This is a genomic window from Mycolicibacter acidiphilus (genome assembly GCF_018455725.1).
In the GTDB taxonomy this organism is placed as follows: domain Bacteria; phylum Actinomycetota; class Actinomycetes; order Mycobacteriales; family Mycobacteriaceae; genus Mycobacterium; species Mycobacterium acidiphilum.
In genome coordinates this window covers 1-22008 of sequence record NZ_JAHCLR010000010.1, presented here as the reverse complement: position 1 = coordinate 22008, position 22008 = coordinate 1, and the positions used below count along the sequence as shown (strand labels likewise).

19 protein-coding genes, 2 tRNA genes and 1 pseudogene are annotated in these 22008 nt (G+C 69.0%); 18 read left to right on the top strand and 4 right to left on the bottom strand.

The genetic code is table 11. The features are described 5' to 3' along the window. Positions 1 to 90 precede the first annotated feature (90 nt). From KIH27_RS07430 to KIH27_RS07420, 3 genes are all read left to right on the top strand, one after another. Positions 91 to 702 (top strand): mycothiol-dependent nitroreductase Rv2466c family protein, encoded by a 612-nt coding sequence (locus KIH27_RS07430; RefSeq protein WP_214092305.1) that lies wholly within the window; start codon positions 91 to 93, stop codon positions 700 to 702. Between the two features lie 81 nt (positions 703 to 783). Further along, positions 784 to 1263 carry a ribose-5-phosphate isomerase gene (locus tag KIH27_RS07425; protein WP_214092304.1) on the top strand — a complete coding sequence of 160 codons (480 nt, stop codon included), beginning with the start codon at positions 784 to 786 and terminating at the stop codon, positions 1261 to 1263. 12 nt (positions 1264 to 1275) lie between these two features. Then, positions 1276 to 2085, top strand: a complete 810-nt coding sequence (locus KIH27_RS07420; protein WP_214092303.1) for an Fpg/Nei family DNA glycosylase — start codon at positions 1276 to 1278, stop codon at positions 2083 to 2085. Here the strand turns inward: KIH27_RS07420 and KIH27_RS07415 are convergent. Together KIH27_RS07415 and KIH27_RS07410 are read right to left on the bottom strand one after the other, a co-directional pair. Beyond that, the gene (locus KIH27_RS07415; protein ID WP_214092361.1) at positions 2082 to 3281 is read right to left on the bottom strand and encodes a serine hydrolase domain-containing protein; all 1200 of its coding nucleotides are present in this window, start codon (positions 3279 to 3281) and stop codon (positions 2082 to 2084) included. The genes KIH27_RS07420 and KIH27_RS07415 overlap by 4 nt on opposite strands. A 44-nt stretch (positions 3282 to 3325) precedes the next feature. After that, positions 3326 to 3396, bottom strand: a tRNA-Gly gene (locus KIH27_RS07410). Positions 3397 to 3520: 124 nt separating this feature from the next. Here KIH27_RS07410 and KIH27_RS07405 point away from each other — a divergent pair. The 4 genes from KIH27_RS07405 to clpP2 all read left to right on the top strand — a co-directional run bounded on the left by KIH27_RS07405 (position 3521) and on the right by clpP2 (position 6397). After that, positions 3521 to 3597, top strand: a tRNA-Pro gene (locus KIH27_RS07405). A gap of 58 nt (positions 3598 to 3655) precedes the next feature. Continuing rightward, positions 3656 to 5065 (top strand): trigger factor, encoded by a 1410-nt coding sequence (gene tig / locus KIH27_RS07400; RefSeq protein ID WP_214092302.1) that lies wholly within the window; start codon positions 3656 to 3658, stop codon positions 5063 to 5065. Positions 5066 to 5177: 112 nt separating this feature from the next. Continuing rightward, on the top strand, positions 5178 to 5756 hold the full coding sequence (locus KIH27_RS07395; RefSeq protein WP_214092301.1) for an ATP-dependent Clp protease proteolytic subunit: 579 nt from the start codon (positions 5178 to 5180) through the stop codon (positions 5754 to 5756). Beyond that, a complete protein-coding gene (clpP2, locus tag KIH27_RS07390; protein ID WP_214092300.1) occupies positions 5753 to 6397 on the top strand; it encodes an ATP-dependent CLP protease proteolytic subunit ClpP2 in 645 nt (214 codons plus the stop codon). Before KIH27_RS07395 ends, clpP2 begins: the two co-directional genes overlap by 4 nt. A 60-nt stretch (positions 6398 to 6457) precedes the next feature. Here the strand turns inward: clpP2 and mmuM are convergent, their stop codons facing one another. Next, a complete protein-coding gene (gene mmuM, locus KIH27_RS07385; protein WP_214092360.1) occupies positions 6458 to 7315 on the bottom strand; it encodes a homocysteine S-methyltransferase in 858 nt (285 codons plus the stop codon). 318 nt (positions 7316 to 7633) lie between these two features. Here mmuM and clpX point away from each other — a divergent pair, with 318 nt between their 5' ends. The 11 genes from clpX to ndk all read left to right on the top strand — a co-directional run bounded on the left by clpX (position 7634) and on the right by ndk (position 21067). Continuing rightward, positions 7634 to 8917, top strand: coding sequence for an ATP-dependent Clp protease ATP-binding subunit ClpX (gene clpX / locus KIH27_RS07380; RefSeq protein ID WP_214092299.1), 1284 nt, complete (start codon positions 7634 to 7636; stop codon positions 8915 to 8917). 245 nt (positions 8918 to 9162) lie between these two features. Continuing rightward, positions 9163 to 11133 (top strand): 2-oxoacid:acceptor oxidoreductase subunit alpha, encoded by a 1971-nt coding sequence (locus tag KIH27_RS07375; RefSeq protein ID WP_372451321.1) that lies wholly within the window; start codon positions 9163 to 9165, stop codon positions 11131 to 11133. Next, on the top strand, positions 11130 to 12221 hold the full coding sequence (locus KIH27_RS07370; RefSeq protein ID WP_214092297.1) for a 2-oxoacid:ferredoxin oxidoreductase subunit beta: 1092 nt from the start codon (positions 11130 to 11132) through the stop codon (positions 12219 to 12221). The genes KIH27_RS07375 and KIH27_RS07370 overlap by 4 nt, the downstream gene beginning before the upstream one ends. A gap of 20 nt (positions 12222 to 12241) precedes the next feature. After that, positions 12242 to 12814 carry a molybdenum cofactor guanylyltransferase gene (gene mobA / locus KIH27_RS07365; RefSeq protein ID WP_214092296.1) on the top strand — a complete coding sequence of 191 codons (573 nt, stop codon included), beginning with the start codon at positions 12242 to 12244 and terminating at the stop codon, positions 12812 to 12814. Between the two features lie 923 nt (positions 12815 to 13737). Beyond that, a complete protein-coding gene (locus KIH27_RS07360) occupies positions 13738 to 14061 on the top strand; it encodes a transglycosylase family protein (RefSeq protein WP_214092295.1) in 324 nt (107 codons plus the stop codon). Positions 14062 to 14136: 75 nt separating this feature from the next. Continuing rightward, complete coding sequence (locus KIH27_RS07355; protein ID WP_214092294.1) at positions 14137 to 15393, top strand: saccharopine dehydrogenase family protein; 1257 nt, start codon at positions 14137 to 14139, stop codon at positions 15391 to 15393. Between the two features lie 103 nt (positions 15394 to 15496). Then, positions 15497 to 16084 (top strand): DUF937 domain-containing protein, encoded by a 588-nt coding sequence (locus KIH27_RS07350; RefSeq protein WP_214092293.1) that lies wholly within the window; start codon positions 15497 to 15499, stop codon positions 16082 to 16084. Between the two features lie 97 nt (positions 16085 to 16181). Next, a complete protein-coding gene (locus KIH27_RS07345; protein ID WP_214092292.1) occupies positions 16182 to 18821 on the top strand; it encodes a valine--tRNA ligase in 2640 nt (879 codons plus the stop codon). Further along, positions 18818 to 20245 carry a bifunctional tetrahydrofolate synthase/dihydrofolate synthase gene (gene folC, locus KIH27_RS07340; protein WP_214092291.1) on the top strand — a complete coding sequence of 476 codons (1428 nt, stop codon included), beginning with the start codon at positions 18818 to 18820 and terminating at the stop codon, positions 20243 to 20245. The genes KIH27_RS07345 and folC overlap by 4 nt, the downstream gene beginning before the upstream one ends. Next, positions 20242 to 20601, top strand: coding sequence for a DUF4233 domain-containing protein (locus KIH27_RS07335; protein WP_214092290.1), 360 nt, complete (start codon positions 20242 to 20244; stop codon positions 20599 to 20601). Before folC ends, KIH27_RS07335 begins: the two co-directional genes overlap by 4 nt. A gap of 22 nt (positions 20602 to 20623) precedes the next feature. After that, positions 20624 to 21067 carry a nucleoside-diphosphate kinase gene (gene ndk, locus KIH27_RS07330; RefSeq protein WP_214092289.1) on the top strand — a complete coding sequence of 148 codons (444 nt, stop codon included), beginning with the start codon at positions 20624 to 20626 and terminating at the stop codon, positions 21065 to 21067. Between the two features lie 67 nt (positions 21068 to 21134). Here the strand turns inward: ndk and KIH27_RS07325 are convergent. Continuing rightward, a pseudogene (locus tag KIH27_RS07325) lies at positions 21135 to 22008 on the bottom strand (hypothetical protein); the annotation flags it as partial.

Sequence of the window (22008 nt, the reverse complement as noted above, 5' to 3'; positions counted from 1 at the left end):
CGGGGAACATCGGGTCAGCAGGCATAGTTGTCCTCGACGACGACCCCGACAACGACCCCCGACGACGATCACCGATCGAGAGGATTCCCCATGTCCGAGAAGTCCCGCGCCGATTTCTGGTTCGACCCGCTGTGCCCGTGGTGCTGGATCACCTCGCGCTGGATTCTGGAGGTGGAGAAGGTCCGTGACATCGAGGTCCGCTTCCATGTGATGAGCCTGGCGGTCCTCAACGAGGGTCGCGACGATCTCTCCGACGACTACCGCGAGGGACTCAAGAAGGCGATGGGCCCGGTGCGGGTCGCGATCGCCGCCGAGCAGGCACACGGCAGCGACGTCCTCGCCCCGCTGTACACCGCGATGGGCACCCGCATCCACAACGAGGGCAACAAGGACTTCCCCGACGTCATCAAGGGCGCGCTCGCCGAGGTGGGCCTGCCCGCCGAGCTGGCGGGCGCCGCCGACGTCGACACCTACGACGCCGCGCTGCGCAAGAGCCACCACGAGGGCATGGACCCGGTGGGCGCCGACGTCGGCACCCCCACCATCCACGTCAACGGGGTGGCGTTCTTCGGGCCGGTGCTGTCCCGGATCCCGCGCGGTGAGCAGGCCGGCAAGCTCTGGGATGCCTCGGTGACGTTCGCGTCCTACCCGCACTTCTTCGAGCTCAAGCGGGGCCGCACCGAAGGCCCGGAGTTCGACTGACCCGGAGTCCCCGTGACCTGGGACTACCCCCAGGTCACGGGGGAGGGCCCGGCGGGTTGAACGGGATGAAAGGATGGGGTCATGCGCGTCTACCTGGGTGGCGACCACGCCGGCTACGAATTCAAGAAGCAGATCATCGAACACCTCACCGCGACCGGCCACGAGCCGATCGACTGCGGGGCGTACGACTACGACGCCGACGACGACTACCCGGCGTTCTGCATCGCCGCGGCGGCGCGCACGGTGGCCGACCCGGGCAGCCTGGGCATCGTGCTGGGCGGGTCGGGTAACGGCGAGCAGATCGCCGCGAACAAAGTCCCCGGGGCCCGCTGCGCGCTGGCATGGAGCGTCGAGACCGCCAAGCTGGCCCGCGAGCACAACAACGCGCAGCTGATCGGCATCGGCGGGCGGATGCACACGACCGAGGAGGCGCTGGCGATCGTGGACGCGTTCCTGGCCACCCCGTGGTCGGAGGCACCGCGGCACCAGCGGCGCATCGACATCCTCGCGGACTACGAGCGCACCCACCAGGCGCCGCCGGTGCCCGGCGCGCCCGCCTGACCCCAACCCGACATGCCGGAGGGGCACATCCTGCACCGGCTGGCCCGGTTGCATCAGCGCCGCTTCGCCGGGGCACCGGTCGCGGTGTCCAGCCCGCAGGGCCGGTTCGCCACCGAGGCGGCCCGCGTCGACGGACTCGTGCTCAAACGGGCCGACGCCTGGGGTAAGCACCTGTTCCACCGCTACGCCGACGGGCCGATCGTGCACGTGCACCTGGGTATCTACGGGCATTTCACCGAGTTCTTCCTGCCCGACGACGACGGCGCCGCCCCCGACCCGGTGGGGCAGGTGCGGATGCGGATGATCGGGACCGAGTTCGGCACCGACCTGCGCGGCCCGACAGCGTGCGAGGTGTTCGACGAGGCGCAGGTCGCCGACGTCATCGCGCGTCTCGGGCCCGACCCGCTGCGCGCCGACGCCGACCCGGGCTTGGCGTACCAGCGAATCATCAAGTCCCGCAGGCCGATAGCCGCGCTGATCCTCGATCAGAAGGTGATCGCCGGTGCCGGCAACATCTACCGCAGCGAGGTGCTGTTCCGGCACAGCATCGACCCGTACCGGCCGGGCACGAAACTCAGCGAGGCCGACTTCACCGCGATCTGGACCGACCTGGTGGCGCTGATGAAGGTCGGTCTGCAGCGCGGCAACATCGTCGTCGTCCGCTCGGAGGACGACCACGGCGCCCCGGCGTACGCCCCCGGTAAACCGCGCACCTACGTATACCGCCGGGCCGGCGACCCGTGCCGGCTGTGCGGGACCACCGTGCACACCGCGGAGTTGGAGGGCCGCAACGTGTTCTGGTGCCCGTCCTGCCAGCGCTAGCTACGCACCCGCACCCCGAGCGCCCGGTACACCTCGTTGGACAGCACGGTGCTGCGCGGATCGGCGTTGGCCTGGGAGTGGTCGAACCGGTTCATCACGTACCCGTAGCCGATCCGGTGCTCCAGGTCGACGAACGCGAACGACCCGCCCAGCCCGCCGTGCCCGAAGATCCGTGCGTTGGGGCCGTTGACCCGCTGTGCGTTGAGCATGTAGCCCATACCCCAGCCGTGCTCGGCCACCCGCGGACCGAGCACCAGATCGGATTCGGTGCCGCCCTGCAGCACCCGGATCTTGTCCATGTGGGCGCGGCTGAGCAGCTTCTCCTGCGCCAGCGCGTTGTAGAACGTCGCCATCCCCAGCGCCGACACCTGCGCGTTGGTGCCGGGGAACTCCAACTGCCGCCACAGCGTCAGGTCGTTGGTGGCGATCTCGTCGTCGGGGGTGAACCCCATCGCGACCGCCAGGCCGGCCTTGGGGTGCTCCTCCAGTGAGGTGGGCCGCTTGGGGGCGATGGCCTCGGCCAGCATCTCCCGGATCGTCGGCTTGCCGACCGGGTCGGCGCACTGCCGGGCCTGCTTATCGGGCGGCACCCCGATGTGGATCTCGGCGCCCAGTGGGCCGGCGATCTCGCTGCGCAGGTAGTCGGCGACGCTGCCGCCGGTGGCCCGCCGGAACACCTCGTCGAGGATGAACCCGAACGTGGTCATGTGGTAGCCCTGCGCCTTGCCGGGCTGCCACCAGGGTTCCGCGATCGCCAGCCGCTGCAGGACCAGTTCCCGGTCCATGACGTCGCACCAGTGCATCGGCTGCCGCGGTCCGATCACCCCGGAGCGGTGGGTGAGCACCATCGCGAGCGTGATGTCGTCTTTGCCGGCCTGACCGAACTCCGGCCAGTAGCGGGCCACCGGCGCGTGCAGGTCCAGTTCACCGGCCTCGACCAGGCGGTGTACACAGGTGCTGGTCAGGGCTTTGCTGCCGGAGAGCACCGTGCTGAGGGTGTCCTCGGCCCAGGGGCGCCGGTTTGCGGCGTCGTCGGGGTCGGCCCAGCCGCCCCACAGATTGACGACGAGCTCGCCGTCGACGAACACCGCGACGGCGGCACCCAACTCGCCGCGTTCGGTGAAGTTCCGCTCGAACTCCTGGCGAACCCGGTCGAAGCGGGGCGCGCACGATCCATGGATCTGGACGTGGCGCATCCCGCCCATGGCATGCCTTCCTGCCAGGGAAAACCCCCGATTTGAGCGGGCGACGGGAATCGAACCCGCGTAGCTAGTTTGGAAGACTAGGGCTCTACCATTGAGCTACGCCCGCAATATCCAGGCCAGACTGTACCGGCGCGGCTGACCTCAAATCCAATTGGCACCCCCTCAGTGCCTGCGGTGTGCGGGCGGCTGTCCCGCCGTCGCCGGCGGGCCGTAGGATCGCCTGGTCCGTGCGGGGTGTAGCGCAGCTTGGTAGCGCATCCGCTTTGGGAGCGGAAGGCCGCAGGTTCAAATCCTGTCACCCCGACCAGCAGCGCGCGTCGCACCGGCACGCCTGACCGCAGTTAACGACACCGAGGAGTACGCCCGTGAAGAGCACCGTCGAGCAGCTGACCCCGACCCGGGTTCGCATCAACGTGGAGGTGCCGTTCACCGAGCTGCAGTCCGACTTCGATCGGACCTACAAGCAGCTCGCCAGCCAGGTCCGGATGCCCGGGTTCCGTCCCGGCAAGGTCCCGGCCAAGCTGATCGAGGCACGGCTGGGTCGTGCCGCGGTGCTGGAGCAGATGGTCAACGAGGTGCTGCCCGGCCGCTACAGCGAGGCCGTGAACAGCTCGGACCTCAAGCCGCTGGGCCAGCCCGAGATCGAGATCACCAAGATCGAGGACGGCCAGGAGATCACCTTCACCGCCGAGGTCGACGTGCGTCCGGAGATCACGCTGCCCGACCTGGCCGCGCTGAAGATCAGCGTCGACCCGATCGAGATCGGCGACGACGAGGTCGACTCCGAGCTGGACGCGCTGCGGGCGCGGTTCGGCACCCTCAAGGGCGTCGAGCGGGCCGCGGCCGACGGTGACTTCGTCTCGATCGACCTGTCCGCCACCGTCGACGGCGACGAGGTCCCGGAGGCGGCCACCGAGGGCCTGTCCCACGAGGTCGGCTCCGGCCAGCTCATCGACGGCCTCGACGAGGCGATCACCGGCCTGTCCGCCGGCGAGAGCAAGGTGTTCACCACCAAGCTGGCCGCCGGGCCGCACGCCGGCAAGGACGCCGAGGTGACGGTCGTCGTGCAGTCGGTCAAGGAGCGCGAACTGCCCGACGCCGACGACGAGTTCGCCCAGCTCGCCAGCGAGTTCGACACCATCGCCGAACTGCGCGAGAACCTCACCGAGCAGGTGGGCCGGATCAAGCGCATCCAGCAGGCCGAGAAGGTCCGCGAGGCGGCGCTGGAGACGCTGCTGGAGCAGGTCGAGATGCCGCTGCCGGAGGCCGTCGTGCAGGCGCACGTCGACAACACGCTGCACAACGCCATCCACGCCGTCGACCACGACGAGAACAAGTTCGCCGAGCAGCTCGAGGAGCAGGGCTCGTCGCGTGCGCAGTTCGACACCGAGACCCGCGCCGACGCCGAGAAGTCGGTGAAGACCCAGCTGCTGCTGGACGCGCTCGGCGACGACCTGGAGATCAAGGTCGGCCAGAACGACCTCACCCAGCACCTGGTGCTGATGGCCCGCCAGTACGGCATCGCGCCGCAGCAGCTGATGCAGTTCCTGCAGCAGAACAACCAGCTGCCGGCGGTCTTCGCCGACGTGCGCCGGGGCATGTCGCTGGCGGCGGCGGTGCGCGCGGCGACGGTCACCGACACCGCCGGCAACGAGATCGACACCGCCGAGTTCTTCGGCGGCGGTGACGACTCCGTAGAGGACGAGGCCGCGGAGCTCGCCGAGGCGCTGGGCGACGACGAGGGCGATGAGGGCGGCGACGCCGACGCCGAGTGACGCTGTGAGCGAACGACGGCGCTGCGGAGCCCCCGCAGCGCCGTCGGTTGGCTAGGGTCGACGGAAAAGAAGCTCAGCACACGAACCTTTTGAGAAAGCAGGTGTCCCACTGATGAGTCAACCCGGTCTGAACCTCGTCGACTCGGTCTACGAGCGCCTACTGCGAGAGCGGATCATCTTCCTGGGATCGCAGGTCGACGACGACATCGCCAACCGGCTCTGCGCGCAGATCCTGCTGCTGTCGGCCGAAGACCCCACCAAGGACATCTCGCTGTACATCAACTCCCCGGGCGGCTCGATCAGCGCCGGGATGGCGATCTACGACACCATGGTGCTGGCCCCGTGCGACATCGCCACCTACGCGATGGGCATGGCCGCCTCGATGGGCGAGTTCCTGCTCGCCGCCGGCACCAAGGGCAAGCGTTACGCCCTGCCGCACGCCCGCATCCTGATGCACCAGCCGCTCGGCGGGGTGACCGGCAGCGCCGCCGACATCGCGATCCAGGCCGAGCAGTTCGCGGTCATCAAGAAGGAGATGTTCCGGCTCAACGCGGAGTTCACCGGCCAGACCATCGAGCGCATCGAGGCCGACTCCGACCGGGACCGCTGGTTCACCGCCCCCGAGGCACTGGACTACGGCTTCGTCGACCACATCATCACCCGCGCCCACACCAACGGAGCCGCAAAATGACCCCGGAAATCTTGCGGGCAACCGCACCGCAGGCCCGCTACATCCTGCCGTCGTTCGTCGAGCACTCCAGCTGGGGCGTCAAGGAATCCAACCCCTACAACAAGCTGTTCGAGGAGCGCATCATCTTCCTCGGCGTGCAGGTCGACGACGCCTCGGCGAACGACATCATGGCGCAGCTTTTGGTGCTGGAGTCGCTGGACCCGGACCGCGACATCACCATGTACATCAACTCGCCCGGTGGCAGCTTCACCTCGCTGATGGCGATCTACGACACCATGCAGTACGTCCGGGCCGACATCCAGACCGTCTGCCTGGGCCAGGCCGCATCCGCCGCGGCGGTCCTGCTGGCCGCCGGCACGCCCGGCAAGCGGATGGCACTGCCCAACGCCCGGGTGCTGATCCACCAGCCGTCGCTGTCCGGGGTGATCCAGGGTCAGTTCTCCGACCTGGAGATCCAGGCCGCGGAGATCGAGCGGATGCGCACCCTGATGGAGGGCACGCTGGCCCGTCACACCGGCAAGGACCCCGAGCAGGTCCGCAAGGACACCGACCGGGACAAGATCCTCACCGCGGCCGAGGCCAAGGAGTACGGGATCATCGACACCGTGCTGGAGTACCGGAAGCTGTCGGCTCAGGTCTAGCTGAATCGGTCCGCCGAGCCTGTAGTTAGCGCGGACCCTTCTCGCACTTCTGCGCGCTGACTACAGCTTCGGCGAAACCAGCTCGGCGATGCGGGCGATATCGGCCGGATACACCCGGCAGCAGCCGCCCACGATGCGGGCACCGGCGGCAATCCACTCCGTGACCAGCGCCGCCGAGAATGTCCTGGGTCCGACCCAGTGCCCGCCCTGCCAGCCCTCCCCGCTGTTGGGGTAGACGACCACCGGCTTACCGGTGACCTCGCGGGCGATCTCGATCGCGGGCAGCACATCCTGGGGAGCGCAGCAGTTGACCCCGACCGCGACGATCTGCGGCACCTCGGCGGCCACCGCGAACGCCTCACGCAGCGGCTGGCCCGCCCGGGTCGCGGTGCCGCGGACGGTGTAACTCAGCCAGGCCGGCAGGTCCTGCCCGGCGATCAGTTCCACCAGCGCCGCCCCTTCGTCGACGTCGGGGATGGTCTCGCAGGCCAGCACGTCCGCGCCCGCGCCGGCCAGCACCTCGAACCGCGGGCGGTGCCAGTCCGTCAACTGCCGCACCGAGAGCCCGTACCGGCCGCGGTACTCCGAGCCGTCGGTGCGGGCGGCGCCGTACGGGCCGATCGAGGCCGCCACCCAGCACTCGGTGCCGTCGACCGGGACGGCCGCGCGGGCCAGTTCCACACTGCGGCACAGCAGTCCGGCGGCGGTGCTCGGGCCGATCCCGCGGGCGGCGAAACCGTCGAAGGACGCCTGATAGCTGGCCGTGGTGGCGATCTGGGCGCCGGCGGCGAAGAACGCGGCGTGCACCGCGGTGATCTCCTCGGGTGCGTCGACGAGCAGGCGCGCCGACCACAGCGGATCGGAAAGATCGAAGCCGCGCGCCTCCAGTTCGGTGGCCAGACCGCCATCGCTGATCAGCACGGCTCCGGGCCCATCAGGCACGGTATCGTCGGGCACGGCAAACCCCACGTCCGCAACTGTAGGGCTCCGAGAGGGCTGCGAGCCGGCAACACGGGTAACGGTCACAACACGCCGAAGCCGCGCCAGCGCGTCACGCGGGGGTACGGCATGGTCAGGCGATATGTTGCTGAGGCGGACAGGCACCAGCACCGGAGAACAAATACCAACAACGCGATTCGGCCCTAAGGGTCGCCTCGCAGCGAAGCGAACAGGTAGCGTCGGGGGATATCCCGGCACCCGGCGACGGACGGCGAACAGGAAGTAGGTCCTCAGCACATGGCGCGCATTGGAGACGGTGGGGACCTGCTGAAGTGCTCGTTCTGCGGGAAGAGCCAGAAGCAGGTCAAGAAGCTCATCGCGGGACCCGGGGTCTACATCTGCGATGAGTGCATCGACCTGTGCAACGAGATCATCGAAGAGGAACTCGCCGACGCCGACGACGTGAAGCTCGACGAGCTGCCGAAGCCGATGGAGATCCGGGACTTCCTGGAGGGCTACGTCATCGGCCAGGACACCGCCAAGCGCACGCTGGCCGTGGCCGTCTACAACCACTACAAGCGGATCCAGGCCGGCGAGAAGAGCCGCGACTCCCGCTCCGGTGAGTCGGTCGAGTTGATGAAGTCGAACATCCTGATGCTCGGCCCGACCGGCTGCGGCAAGACCTACCTGGCCCAGACGCTGGCGAAGATGCTCAACGTGCCGTTTGCAATAGCGGATGCGACGGCACTCACCGAAGCCGGCTACGTCGGCGAGGACGTCGAGAACATCCTGCTCAAGCTGATCCAGGCCGCCGACTACGACGTCAAACGCGCCGAGACCGGCATCGTCTACATCGACGAGGTCGACAAGATCGCCCGCAAGTCCGAGAACCCGTCGATCACCCGCGACGTCTCCGGTGAGGGCGTGCAGCAGGCGCTGCTGAAGATCCTGGAGGGCACCCAGGCGTCGGTGCCACCGCAGGGCGGCCGCAAGCACCCGCACCAGGAGTTCATCCAGATCGACACCACCAACGTGCTGTTCATCGTGGCCGGCGCGTTCGCCGGGCTGGAGAAGATCGTGTCCGACCGGGTCGGCAAGCGCGGTCTGGGTTTCGGCGCCGAGGTCCGCTCCAAGGCCGAGGTCGACACCGTCGACCACTTCGCCGAGGTGATGCCGGAGGACCTGATCAAGTTCGGGCTGATCCCGGAGTTCATCGGCCGGCTCCCGGTGGTGGCCTCGGTGACCAACCTGGACATGGAATCGCTGGTGAAGATTCTGTCCGAGCCGAAGAACGCCCTGGTCAAGCAGTACACCCGGCTGTTCGAGATGGACGGCGTGGAGTTGGAGTTCACCGACGATGCGCTGGAGGCCATCGCCGACCAGGCCATCCACCGGGGCACCGGCGCGCGCGGTCTGCGGGCGATCATGGAAGAGGTCCTGCTGCCGGTGATGTACGACATCCCGAGCCGCAACGACGTCGCCAAGGTCGTGGTGACCAAGGAGACCGTGCAGGACAACGTGCTGCCGACCATCGTGCCGCGCAAGGCGGCCCGCGGTGAGCGGCGCGAGAAGAGCGCCTGACCCGCACTTAGCGCGGCTTCACTTTCTTAAACTCGCGCGATCCAAACGTGACGAAAACCACATTCGATGTCGCGTACGGTGGTGATCGCAGTCGTAACCAGGTGTTTTCCCGCCGGCCATCGATGAGTTGGTACGGGCCGGTGTCAAAAAGACCCTAAGAGCGATGCAATAATCGGTACCGCCAGTGACAGAAAAACTTCCGGGTGTGCCAGTCGCGCTGCGCGAGGCCCCGGGCGACAACAGCGATGGAAGGCGGAGACGTGGGTCCGAGCGGTAACGGAGCCGGGTCGGGGGCGGCCAAGCGTCAGAAACTTGAGAAGGTCGTCATCCGCTTCGCGGGGGACTCCGGCGACGGTATGCAGCTCACCGGTGACCGGTTCACCACCGAGGCGGCGCTGTTCGGCAACGACCTGGCCACTCAGCCCAACTACCCGGCCGAGATCCGGGCACCACAGGGCACCCTGCCGGGCGTCTCGTCGTTCCAGATCCAGATCGCCGACTTCGACATCCTCACCGCCGGTGACCGGCCGGACGTGCTGGTGGCGATGAACCCGGCCGCGCTGAAGGCCAACATCGGCGACCTGCCGCGCGGCGGGATGCTGATCGTCAACTCCGACGAGTTCACCAAGCGCAACCTGGCCAAGATCGGCTACGAGTCCAACCCGCTGGAGACCGAGGAGCTCTCGGACTACAAGGTGGTTCCGGTGGCGATGACGTCGCTGACGCTGGGCGCGGTCGAGGCGATCGGCGCGACCAAGAAGGACGGCGCGCGGGCCAAGAACATGTTCGCGCTGGGCCTGCTGTCCTGGATGTACGGCCGTGAGCTCGAGCAGAGCGAGAAGTTCATCCGCACCAAGTTCGCCAAGAAGCCCGATGTCGCCGACGCCAACGTGCTCGCGCTGAAGGCCGGCTGGAACTACGGCGAGACGACCGAGGCGTTCGGCACCACTTACGAGATCGCTCCGGCCAAGCTGCCGGCCGGTGAGTACCGGCAGATCTCCGGGAACACCGCGATGGCCTACGGGATCATCGTCGCCGGTCAGCTGGCCGACACCCAGGTCGTGCTCGGCACGTACCCGATCACGCCGGCCTCGGACATCCTGCACGAGCTGTCCAAGCACAAGAACTTCAACATCATGAGCATCCAGGCCGAGGACGAGATCGCCGGCATCGGTGCCGCGATCGGCGCCTCCTACGGCGGTGCGCTCGGCGTCACCAGCACCTCGGGCCCGGGCCTGGCGCTGAAGGCCGAGGCCCTGGGTCTGGCTGTGATGACCGAGCTGCCGCTGCTGCTGATCAACGTCCAGCGCGGCGGCCCGTCGACCGGTCTGCCGACCAAGACCGAGCAGGCCGACCTGATGCAGGCGCTGTACGGCCGCAACGGTGAGTCACCGGTGGCGGTGCTGGCACCGTGCACCCCGTCGGACTGCTTCGGGACCGTCATCGAGGCCGCGCGGATCGCCCTGAAGTACCGGACCCCGGTGCTGGTGCTCTCCGACGGTGCGATCGCCAACGGCTCCGAGCCGTGGCGGATCCCCGACATCAGCGAGATCGCCCCCATCGACCGCAACCTCGCCGAGGCGGCGGACTTGGCGGAGGGCGAGTTCCAGCCGTATGCGCGCGACCCGGAGACGCTGGCCCGCCAGTTCGCCATCCCGGGCACCCGCGGCCTGGAGCACCGGATCGGCGGCCTGGAGAAGTCCAACGGCCCCGGCGAGATCTCCTACGAGCCGGCCAACCATGACCTGATGGTGCGGCTGCGGCAGGCCAAGATCGACGGCATCGAGATCCCGGACCTGGAGGTCGACGACCCGACCGGCGACGCGGAGCTGCTGATGCTCGGTTGGGGCAGTTCCTACGGCCCGATCGCTGAGGCGGTCCGGCGGGCCCGCCGCGGCGGGGTCAAGGTCGCCCAGGCGCACCTGCGCTACCTCAACCCGTTCCCGGCGAACCTCGGTGAGGTGCTGCGGCGCTACCCGAAGGTGGTGCTGCCGGAGATGAACCTGGGCCAGCTGGCGCTGCTGCTGCGCGGCAAGTACCTGGTCGACATCCAGTCGGTGACCAAGGTGGCCGGCCGGGCGTTCCTGGCCGACGAGGTCGAGGGCATCATCGACGACGCGCTGGCCGGCACCCTGGCCGACCGGGAGAACGAGAAGGCGACCCTCGCCCGGGCCGCGGCAGCCATCATCGGCGGTAAATCAGGAGCAAACGCATGACCGATCTGACGACACCGGTTGCCGACTCTCTGGTCGGTACGGATCTGGGCCTCACCGCCATCAGCGAGGTGCCGAAGACCGACGAGCCGCAGAAGGCCAAGGACTTCACCTCCAACCAGGAGGTGCGCTGGTGCCCGGGCTGCGGTGACTACGCGATCCTGAACACGATGCGCAACTTCCTGCCGGAGTTGGGCGTTCGCCGGGAGAACGTGGTGTTCATCAGCGGTATCGGCTGCTCCAGCCGGTTCCCGTACTACATGAACACCTACGGGGTGCACTCGATCCACGGTCGCGGCCCGACGTTCGCGACCGGACTGGCGACCGCCCGCCCGGACCTGTCGGTGTTCCTGATCACCGGTGACGGCGACGCGCTGTCGATCGGCGGCAACCACCTGATCCACACCCTGCGCCGCAACCTCAACGTCACGATCCTGCTGTTCAACAACCGGATCTACGGCCTGACCAAGGGGCAGTACTCGCCGACGTCGGAGACCGGCAAGATCACCAAGTCGACGCCGTTCGGCTCGCTGGACAACCCGTTCAACCCGGTGTCACTGGCGATCGGTGCGGAGGCCACGTTCGTCGGCCGGGCACTGGACTCCGACCGCAAGGGGCTGACTGAGGTGCTGCGCGGTGCGATGGAGCACCGCGGGTCCGCGCTGGTCGAGATCCTGCAGGACTGCCCGGTCTTCAACGACGGTTCCTTCGACCTGCTCCGCAAGGACGGCCAGGAGAACCGCATCATCAACGTCGAGCAGGGCAAGCCGATCATCTTCGGCGCCGAGGGCGAGCACTGCGTGATCCGGTCCGGTCACGGGCTGGAGGTCGCCAAGACGGCCAACGTGAGCACCGACCAGATCGTCGTGCACGACGCGACGCTGGCGGACTCGTCGTACGCGTTCGCGCTGTCCCGGCTGTCCGAGCAGGACCTGTCGCACTTCCCGATGGGGATCTTCCGCAAGGTCAGCAAGCCCACCTACGACGACCAGGCTCGCACCCAGCTCGCCGAGGCTCGGGACGCGGCGCCGCACGACATGGCCGCGCTGCAGGCGCTGCTGCGCGGCAAGGACACCTGGACCGTCGACTGACGTCTGAGGCTTCCGGTGCGATGCGTGCCGGGAATCTGGCCGGGATAGTCCTGGCCGGCGGCGCGTCGCGCCGGATGGGCCGGGACAAGGCCACCCTGCGGATCGCCGGCCGGACTCTGGTCGAGCGCTTAGTGGCGATCGTGGGCCAGCGGTGTGCGCCGCTGTTCGTGGTGGCCGCCCCCGGGCAGGAACTGCCTGATCTGCCCGCGCAGGTGCTGTACGACGAGGTGCCAGGGCTGGGACCGCTGCCGGCGCTTGGGCTCGGTCTGCGGGCCGCCGCCCGGGCGGGCGCGGCACGGGCCTTCGTCTGCGCCGTCGACATGCCGTTTCTGACACCCGAGTTGATCGACCTCCTGGCGGAGTCGACCGCCGACATCGTGCTGCCCCATGCGGGCCGAGACCACTACCTGGCCGGGGTGTACCGCACTGCCCTCGGCGAAACCGTTGCCGAACTGGCCGCCGCCGGTGAGCGCCGGGTCGGTGCGCTGGTCGACGCCGCCCACACCGAACGGATCGTGCTGACGGATCCGGCGCCGCTGGCCAACCTCAACTTCCCGGACGATCTGCCGGACGGTTTCGCCGGTCTGTCCTGACCCGGTAATCGTTCGTGGTCAGCAAATATCTCTGATCGGTACGTTCCTGCGTAGGTAATCGCGTCCGAATTGAATTCCGGGCTATTCGTATATTCCCGCGATATCGGATGGACATCGATGCGGGTGTCGTTGGGGGCGCTCGCGACGCGGGATGCCACGAACGGCACGAAACACGTTGTGGCGGTGGACATTCACGGTCGCCTACGAGGTCGCGGCCGGTGCGCCGGCGATAATCGACGCCGCCGGGCCGATTGATTTGTCGACTAATTTCTCCGGTTCGACGCTCGGGTGGGACGTTGGGGAATTTCTGATGGCGATCGCGGGTGGCTTGGGCGGATGCGGCGTGGTCGCCGCGACCCGTCCTGCTGACTGAGCTCAAGGCATGCGATGAGGCTTGACCTGGGGTTTACGTGGCGGATGTTACTGGTGTTGCTTTTTGGATGACGTGATCCGGTACGGCGAATCGGATTGATCGCCCCCGTTTCGCTATTGATAAAGGTGCTCCAGGCCACAAAATACCGGTGATCTGACTCACGGGACGACTGCGGTGGCCGTGAAACGATGCTGTGCTAACCATTATTGTTGACCTGCTGAGATTCAAGAAAGTGCCGTTGTAATCGTTCCGTGATCGCCGTGATATGCGTCCGTCATGCGGTTGCGCGCGTCATTGAAGGTTCCGTAAGTTTCGCATCGCTCGAACATCGAGCAAACAAATTGAATCCACGGAACCGCGTGTGAGCGGGGCCGCGGGCGGCCTCTATCGCCCTCGCGGTGCCGGGTGTCGACCCGGCTGGCAGATCCTGCTCCCGCTGTCGTGCCCGACCTAGAGGGCACGTCTCGAAGACCACTCCCGCCTGGACTCCAGGCAACGCCAGCCCACGTTGTGGGCGCACTTCGGAGCGCGCACAGCGAAAGGAACAACGTTGAAGAACGTCCGCAAGACCCTCACCATGGCCGCGATCGCCGGCGCCGTCGTCACCGGTGCGGTCGCACTGTCCGACGCCACCGCCAACGCGGACAGCATCAACTGGGACGCCGTCGCGGCCTGCGAGTCGGGCGGCAACTGGGCGATCAACACCGGTAACGGGTACTACGGCGGTCTGCAGTTCAACCTGGGCACCTGGCGGGCCAACGGCGGCAGCGGCATGCCGCACAACGCCAGCCGGTCGGAGCAGATCCGGGTGGCCGAGAACGTCCTGCGCAGCCAGGGCCGTGGTGCGTGGCCGGTCTGCGGTCGCCGCGGCTGACCTTCAGCACTCAACGAGACGGCGCCGGGCGATCAGCCCGGCGCCGTTCGTCGTCTGCGGCGTAGCGTCACCGCCATGGCCGAACCCTCACGTGAACTCGACGTCGTGGTGTACGGAGCAACCGGATTCGTCGGGAAGCTCACCGCGCACTACCTGGCCCGTGCCGGCAACGGCGCCCGGATCGGATTGGCGGGCCGCTCACCAGACCGGTTGACGGCGGTTCGCGACACGCTTGGCCCGGCCGCGCAGGACTGGCCGATCCTGGTCGCCGACGCCGATCAGCCGGCGACGCTGGCGGCGATGGCCGAGCGCACCCGGGTGGTGATCAGCACCGTCGGTCCCTATACCCGCTACGGGCTGCCACTGGTCGCGGCGTGTGCGGCGGCGGGCACGGACTACGTCGACCTGGCCGGCGAGGCGATGTTCGTACGGGAGAGCGCCGACCTGCACCACAAGCAGGCCGTCGACACCGGTGCGCGGATCGTGCATGCCTGCGGCTTCGACTCCATTCCGTCGGACCTGAGCGTCTACGTGCTGTACCGCACGGCGCGCGACGAGGACGCCGGCGAACTCGTCGGCACCGACTTCGTGCTGCGCAGCTTCTCCGGCGGCTTCTACGGCGGCACCATCGCCTCGATGACCGAGGTGCTGCGGACGGCGTCCAGTGACCCGGAGGCGCGCCGTCAGATCCTCGACCCCTACACCCTCAGCGTCGACCGTCCCGCCGAGCCCGACCTGGGCCCGCAACCCGATCTGCCGTGGCGTCGCGGCCGGGACATCGCCCCCGAACTGGACGGCGTCTGGACCGCCGGGTTCGTGATGGCCCCGTACAACACCCGCATCGTGCGGCGCAGCAACGGACTGCTGGGCTGGGCGTACGGGCGCGACTTCCGCTACAGCGAGTACATGAGCATGGGGTCGTCGGCCGCCGCGCCGGCCCTGGCCGGCCTGGTGACCGGGGTCGGCAACGTGGTCTTCGGGCTCGGCGGCCGATTCTTCCGGCTGCTGCCGCAGCAGCTGGTGGAGAAGGTGCTGCCCAAACCGGGAACCGGCCCCAGCCAGACCCGCCGCGAGCGCGGCTACTACCGCACCGAGACCTACACGACGACGACGACCGGCGCCCGCTACCGGGCGACGATCGCACAGCAGGGCGACCCCGGCTACCAGGCGACCTCGGTGCTGCTGGGAGAGAGCGCGCTGACGCTGGCGCTGGACCGCGACAAACTGTCCGACCTGCACGGCGTACTAACCCCGGCCGCGGCGATGGGCGATGCGCTGCTGGCGCGACTGCCCGCCGCCGGGGTGACGATCGAGGTCTCCCGGCTGCGCTGATCGGTGCACGAATTCGGCCGGTGCGGTCGGGGTGTTTTCGACTAATGTCGTCCTCGACCGCTGCCCCGGCAGCATCCCCACAACGAAGGTGGACGAATAGACCATGGCCGGTTTTGACGATCTCGTCGCACAGATCCCCATCCAGGACATCGCACAGCAGCTCGGCGCCGACTCCGGTGAGGTCGCCAACACCATCCAGACGCTGGTGCCGGTGCTGCTCGGCAGCCTGAGCCACAACGCTCAGGACCCCGGCCAGGCCGACACGATCAGCAACGCGGCCAGCGGTTTCGCCGCCCAGGGGCTGCTGGACAGCGCCCCCGCCGCCGACAACGCCGAGGGGCAGCAGCTGATCTCCACGATCTTCGGCGGCAACAACACCAGTGAGGTGGCCTCCGCGCTGTCCGGCGCCGGTGCCGGCAACAACGACCTGGTCAAGAAGCTGCTCCCGATCCTGGCGCCGATCGTGCTGGCCTACATCGGCAAGCAGCTGTCCGGCGGCGGCTCCGAACCCGCCCAGCAGCAGGCCGGCGGCGGTGGCCTCGGTGACATCCTCGGCGGAATCCTTGGCGGGATGTCCGGCGGTGGCGGCGGCAACAAGTCGATGGGCAGCATCCTCGGCAACGCACTGGGCGGCAAGACCGGCGAGGCGATCGGCGGGATCCTCGGCGGCCTGCTGGGCGGCAAGAAGTAGCCCCGACCGGCCCTGTCGGACCTATAGCGTGGACGCCCCCGGACCTCCGGTCCGGGGGCTTTCACGTTCCCGGGGTGCGCGTTCCTAGAATTGACCGGTGACTGCCACCCCCAGCGCCCCCAATGCCGACAGCCTGCCCAAGTCGTGGGAGCCGGGTGCGGTCGAGGACGCGATCTATCAGCGCTGGGTTGACGCCGGCTACTTCACCGCGGACCCGACCAGCGCCAAGCCCGGCTATTCGATCGTGCTGCCGCCGCCCAACGTCACGGGCAGCCTGCACATGGGCCACGCACTCGACCACACCCTGATGGACGCCCTGACCCGCCGCAAGCGGATGCAGGGCTACGAGGTGCTGTGGCTGCCGGGCATGGATCACGCCGGCATCGCCACCCAGAGCGTGGTTGAACGGCGACTCGCCGCCGAGGGCCAGACCAAGGAGGACCTCGGCCGGGAGGGCTTCGTCGAGCAGGTGTGGGACTGGAAGCGTGAGTCCGGCGGCACCATCGGCACCCAGATGCGCCGGATCGGCGACGGGGTCGACTGGAGCCGTGAACGGTTCACGATGGACGACGGCCTGTCGCGGGCGGTCCGCACCATCTTCAAGCGCCTCTACGACGCCGGATTGATCTACCAGGCCGAGCGCCTGGTCAACTGGTCGCCGGTGCTGGAGACCGCCGTCAGCGACCTCGAGGTGAAATACGAGGACATCGAAGGCGAGCTGGTGTCGTTCCGGTACGGCTCGATGGACGACGCCGAACCGCATATCGTCGTGGCCACCACCCGGCTGGAGACCATGCTCGGCGACACCGCGATCGCGGTGCACCCCGATGACGAGCGGTACCGGGCACTGGTCGGCACGAGTCTGCCGCACCCGTTCTGCGACCGCGAGATCGTCGTCGTCGCAGACACCCACGTCGACCCCGAGTTCGGCACCGGTGCAGTCAAAGTCACGCCGGCGCACGACCCCAACGACTTCGAGATCGGGTTGCGGCATCAGTTGGCGATGCCGACGATCCTCGACACCAAGGCCCGGATCGTGGGTACCGGAACGCAATTCGACGGGATGGACCGCTTCGAGGCCCGGGTCGCGGTTCGGGAGACGCTGGCCGCGCAGGGTCGCATCGTCGCCGAGAAGCGGCCGTATCTGCACAGCGTGGGGCACTCCGAACGCAGCGGTGAGGTGATCGAGCCGCGACTGTCGATGCAGTGGTGGGTCAACGTCGAGTCGCTGGCCAAGGCCGCCGGTGACGCGGTGCGCGACGGCGACACCGTGATTCACCCCAAAAGCCTGGAGCCGCGCTGGTTCTCCTGGGTCGACGACATGCACGACTGGTGCATCTCCCGGCAGCTGTGGTGGGGGCACCGCATCCCGATCTGGCACGGCCCCGACGGTGAGAAGGTCTGCGTCGGACCGGATGAGACCCCGCCGCAGGGCTGGGAGCAGGACCCGGATGTGCTCGACACCTGGTTCTCCTCGGCACTGTGGCCGTTCTCCACGATGGGCTGGCCGGACGCCACACCGGAACTGGAGAAGTTCTATCCCACCACGGTTTTGGTGACCGGCTACGACATCCTGTTCTTCTGGGTGGCCCGGATGATGATGTTCGGCACCTTCGTGGCCGACGATCCCGTCCTGCACGGCGGGAAGGTGCCGTTCGACAACGTCTTCCTGCACGGGCTGATCCGGGACGAGCACGGCCGCAAGATGAGCAAGTCACGCGGTAACGGCATCGACCCGCTGGACTGGGTGGAGACGTTCGGCGCCGACGCGCTGCGGTTCACCCTGGCCCGCGGTGCTGCGCCCGGCGGTGACCTGTCGATCGGCGAGGACCACGCCCGGGCGTCGCGGAACTTCGTCACCAAGCTGTTCAACGCCACCCGGTTCGCGCTGATGAACGGGGCACGGCCGGCGCCGCTGCCGGAGCCCGGCGAGCTGACCGACGCTGACCGGTGGATTCTGGGTCGGCTGGAACAGGTTCGCGCCGAAGTGGATTCGGCGTTCGACGGCTACGAGTTCGGCCGCGCCTGCGAGGCGCTGTACCACTTCGCCTGGGATGAGTTCTGCGACTGGTACGTCGAGTTGGCGAAGACGCAACTGGGGGAGGGGAGGCAGCACACCACCGCGGTGCTGGCTGCGGTGCTCGACACCCTGCTGCGGCTGCTGCACCCGGTCATCCCGTTCGTCACCGAGACCCTGTGGCAGGAGCTCACCGGGGCGGAGTCGCTGGTGATCGCCGACTGGCCGGTGCCGTCTGGGTTCGCCCCAGATCAGGTTGCGGCGCAACGGATCACCGACATGCAGAAACTGGTCACCGAGGTACGCCGGTTCCGCAGCGACCAGGGCCTGCGGGACCGGCAGCGGGTCCCGGCGCGGCTCTCCGGCGTCGACGCCGCCGACCTGACCACCCAGGTGGCCGCGGTGGCCTCGCAGGCGTGGCTGACCGAGCCGGGACCGGAGTTCACGCCGTCGGCGACGGTCGAGGTGCGCCTGGCCGGTGGCACCGTCGTCGTGGAACTCGACACTTCCGGCACCGTCGACGTCGCCGCCGAGCGGCGCCGGTTGGAGAAGGATCTGGCCGCTGCCGAGAAGGAACTCACCGCGACCTCGGCGAAGCTCGGCAACGAGGCGTTCCTGGGCAAGGCGCCCGATGACGTCGTCGCCAAGATCCGGGCCCGTCAGCAGTTGGCTACCGACGAGGTGGCCCGGATCACCGCACGCCTTGCGGGCCTGGCATGACCGACGAACCCGTCGACGTCGCCCCGCCGACGCCGGACGAGATCGCGGCACTGCTGCAGGTCGAGCACCTGCTCGACGCCCGCTGGGGTGAGACCCAGATCGAACCGAGCCTGACCCGCATCGTCGCGCTGCTGGACCTGCTGGGCTCCCCGCAGCGCAGCTACCCGTCGATCCACGTCGCCGGCACCAACGGCAAGACGTCGGTGGTGCGGATGATCGACGCGCTGCTGACGGCGTTCAGCCGCCGCACCGGCCGCACCACCAGCCCGCACCTGCAGTCGGCGACCGAGCGCATCGCGATCGACGGCGAACCGCTCAGCCCCGCGAAATACGTCGAGACCTACCGGGAGATCGAACCGTTCGTGCAGCTGGTCGACGCGTCCTCCCAAGCTGACGGCGGCCCGGCGATGAGCAAGTTCGAGGTGCTGACCGCAATGGCGTTCGCGGCGTTCGCCGACGCCCCCGTCGATGTCGCCGTCGTCGAGACCGGGATGGGCGGCCGCTGGGACGCCACCAACGTCGTCGCCGCACCGGTCGCCGTCATCACCGGAATCGGTATCGACCACGTCGAATACCTCGGCGCCGACCTCGCCGGCATCGCCGCGGAGAAGGCCGGCATCATCCACCGCGCCGAGGAGGGCCAGCCCGACACCGTCGCGGTGATCGCCGCTCAGGCACCGGAGGCGATGGAGGTGCTGCTCGCGGAGACGGTGCGCGCCGACGCCGCGGTGGCCCGGGAGAACTCGGAGTTCGCGGTGCTGGACCGGCGCCTGGCGATCGGCGGCCAACTGCTGGAACTGCAGGGGCTCGGCGGGGTCTACCCGGATGTCTTCCTGCCGCTGCACGGCGAACACCAGGCCCACAACGCGGTGCTGGCGCTGGCGGCCGTCGAAGCGTTCTTCGGCGCCGGCGCGGACCGTCAACTCGACGTCGACACGGTGCGCGCCGGCTTCGCGGCGGTGCGCAGTCCCGGGCGGCTGGAGCGGATGCGGTCCTCGCCGACGGTGTTCATCGACGCCGCGCACAACCCCGCCGGGGCGGCTGCACTGGCGCAGGCGCTCACCGAGGAGTTCGGCTTCCGGTTCCTGGTCGGGGTCGTCAGCGTCCTCGGCGACAAGGACGTCGACGGCATCCTGTCCGCCCTGGAGCCGGTGTTCGACCGAATCGTGGTCACCCACAACGGTTCTCCGCGCGCACTGGACGTCGAAATCCTCACTGCGAAGGCGCTGCGCTTCTTCGGTGAGGATCGGGTGATCACCACCGAGACCCTGGAGGACGCTATTGACACCGCGACCGCACTGGTCGACCAGGCCGATGCGGACAGCACGGAGGGGCAGCTGTCCTCCGGCACCGGCATCGTGGTCACCGGCTCGGTGGTCACCGCCGGTGCGGCCCGCAGCCTGTTCGGCAAGGAGCCCGCATGAGCGGCCCGGCGCCCGACCCGTGGCGCGGCTTCCGCGGCGTGATGGCCGCGACGCTGATCCTCGAGGCGATCACCGTGCTGCTGGCGCTGCCGGTGGTCGACCGGGTCGGCGGCGGGTTGACCCCGACGGCCCTGATCTACCTGCTCGGGTTCGTGGTCGCGTTGGTGCTGCTGATGGGCTTGCAGGGCCGGTCCTGGGCGATCTGGGCGAACGTGGGGTTGCAGCTGGTGCTGGTCGCCGGATTCCTGGTCTATCCGGGTGTCGGGGTGATGGGCGTGGTGTTCACCGCGGTGTGGGCGCTGATCGCCTATTTCCGCTCCGAAGTGTTGCGCCGCCAGGGTCCACCGACCCACTAGTGGGTTAGGTACGCTGTCGCCCGTGACTGAGCGGACTTTGGTGCTGATCAAGCCGGATGGTGTCGAGCGACGGCTGGTGGGCGAGATCATCAGCCGGATCGAGAAGAAGGGCCTGACGCTGGCCGCCCTGGAGCTGCGGCCGGTGCCGCAGGCGGTGGCTCGGCAGCACTACGGCGAGCACGAGGGCAAGGCGTTCTTCGCGTCGCTGCTGGAGTTCATCACCTCCGGGCCGGTGCTGGCCGCGGTGGTGGAGGGCCCGCGGGCGATCGAGGCGTTCCGCCAGCTCGCCGGTGGGACCGACCCGGTGGCCAAGGCCACGCCGGGCACCATCCGGGGCGACTTCGGCCTGGAGACCCAGTTCAACCTGGTGCACGGCTCGGATTCGCCGGAGTCCGCGGCCCGCGAGATCGCACTGTGGTTCCCCGACCTCAAGCCGCAGGCGGAGGCCGGCGTCACCCTGGCGTGACACCGGCGTGAGCCGGCCCAACCGATAGCCGGTGGGCCAGCCGAAAGCCGGTAATCAGCCGACGAACTTACGGGCTGGGCGGGGGCGTTCCGGGGGAACCGGATTTGCCGGGAGTGCCTGGCCCGCTCTGGCCGGCTATGCCGGGGCTGCCGCCGTCGCCACCCTTGCCGCCGGTACCGCCGGCGACGCCGTTTCCACCGTCGCCGCCGGTCCCGCCGTTGCCACCGTCGCCCAGGGCGCCTGTGCCACCGGTTCCGCCGGTGCCGCCCTGGCCGCCGTCACCGCCGTCAGGTGCCGTGGCGGACCCGCCGGTCCCGCCGGTCCCGCCGGTGCCGCCGGTGGTGCCGGTGCCGACAGTGCTGTCTCCGCCGCCGCCGCCGGTGCCGCCCTGGCCGCCGGCGCCACCGTGACCGGTGCCGACAAGGCCACCGGTGCCGGGCGAGCCGCCGACACCGCCGGTGCCGCCGTTCCCGGCCGTGCCGCCGGCTTGACCGAGTCCGCCACCGCCACCACTGCCGCCCTGCCCGCCGGCGCCGCCGTCGCCGTTGTTGCCGAGACCGGCGCCACCGGTGCCGCCCGCCCCGCCGTCGCCGCCGGTGCCGCCGGTGGCGCCCGCCGCGCCGGTGCCTCCGAGCTGGAAGCTGGAGTCCCCACCGCTGCCGCCGGTGCCGCCTTGACCGCCGGTGCCGCCGGTGCCACCCGCACCGCCGACCCCGGTGCTGCTGCTGCCGCCGGTTCCGCCCTTGCCGCCGGTGCCCGCGGTGCCGGTGGCGGCGGTGCCGTTCGTCGGGTTGCCACCGGTCCGGAGGCTCGACTCGCCGTTCGCGCCGTTCTCGCCGGCACCGCCGGTACCGCCGGTGCCGCCGACCCCGCCGTTGCCGGTGCCGCTGGAGCCGCCGGTGCCGCCGTCCCCGCCGGTGCCGGAGGCGACGCCGCCCCCG

Excerpts from the sequence above, each read along its gene's own strand:
- KIH27_RS07430 (WP_214092305.1), top strand. The coding sequence starts at position 91 with ATGTCCGAGAAGTCCCGCGCCGATTTCTGGTTCGACCCGCTGTGCCCG.
- KIH27_RS07425 (WP_214092304.1), top strand. The coding sequence starts at position 784 with ATGCGCGTCTACCTGGGTGGCGACCACGCCGGCTACGAATTCAAGAAG.
- KIH27_RS07420 (WP_214092303.1), top strand. The coding sequence starts at position 1,276 with ATGCCGGAGGGGCACATCCTGCACCGGCTGGCCCGGTTGCATCAGCGC.
- KIH27_RS07415 (WP_214092361.1), bottom strand. The coding sequence starts at position 3,281 with ATGCGCCACGTCCAGATCCATGGATCGTGCGCGCCCCGCTTCGACCGG.
- KIH27_RS07395 (WP_214092301.1), top strand. The coding sequence starts at position 5,178 with ATGAGTCAACCCGGTCTGAACCTCGTCGACTCGGTCTACGAGCGCCTA.
- clpP2 (WP_214092300.1), top strand. The coding sequence starts at position 5,753 with ATGACCCCGGAAATCTTGCGGGCAACCGCACCGCAGGCCCGCTACATC.
- clpX (WP_214092299.1), top strand. The coding sequence starts at position 7,634 with ATGGCGCGCATTGGAGACGGTGGGGACCTGCTGAAGTGCTCGTTCTGC.
- KIH27_RS07375 (WP_372451321.1), top strand. The coding sequence starts at position 9,163 with ATGGAAGGCGGAGACGTGGGTCCGAGCGGTAACGGAGCCGGGTCGGGG.
- KIH27_RS07370 (WP_214092297.1), top strand. The coding sequence starts at position 11,130 with ATGACCGATCTGACGACACCGGTTGCCGACTCTCTGGTCGGTACGGAT.
- mobA (WP_214092296.1), top strand. The coding sequence starts at position 12,242 with ATGCGTGCCGGGAATCTGGCCGGGATAGTCCTGGCCGGCGGCGCGTCG.
- KIH27_RS07355 (WP_214092294.1), top strand. The coding sequence starts at position 14,137 with ATGGCCGAACCCTCACGTGAACTCGACGTCGTGGTGTACGGAGCAACC.
- KIH27_RS07350 (WP_214092293.1), top strand. The coding sequence starts at position 15,497 with ATGGCCGGTTTTGACGATCTCGTCGCACAGATCCCCATCCAGGACATC.
- folC (WP_214092291.1), top strand. The coding sequence starts at position 18,818 with ATGACCGACGAACCCGTCGACGTCGCCCCGCCGACGCCGGACGAGATC.
- KIH27_RS07335 (WP_214092290.1), top strand. The coding sequence starts at position 20,242 with ATGAGCGGCCCGGCGCCCGACCCGTGGCGCGGCTTCCGCGGCGTGATG.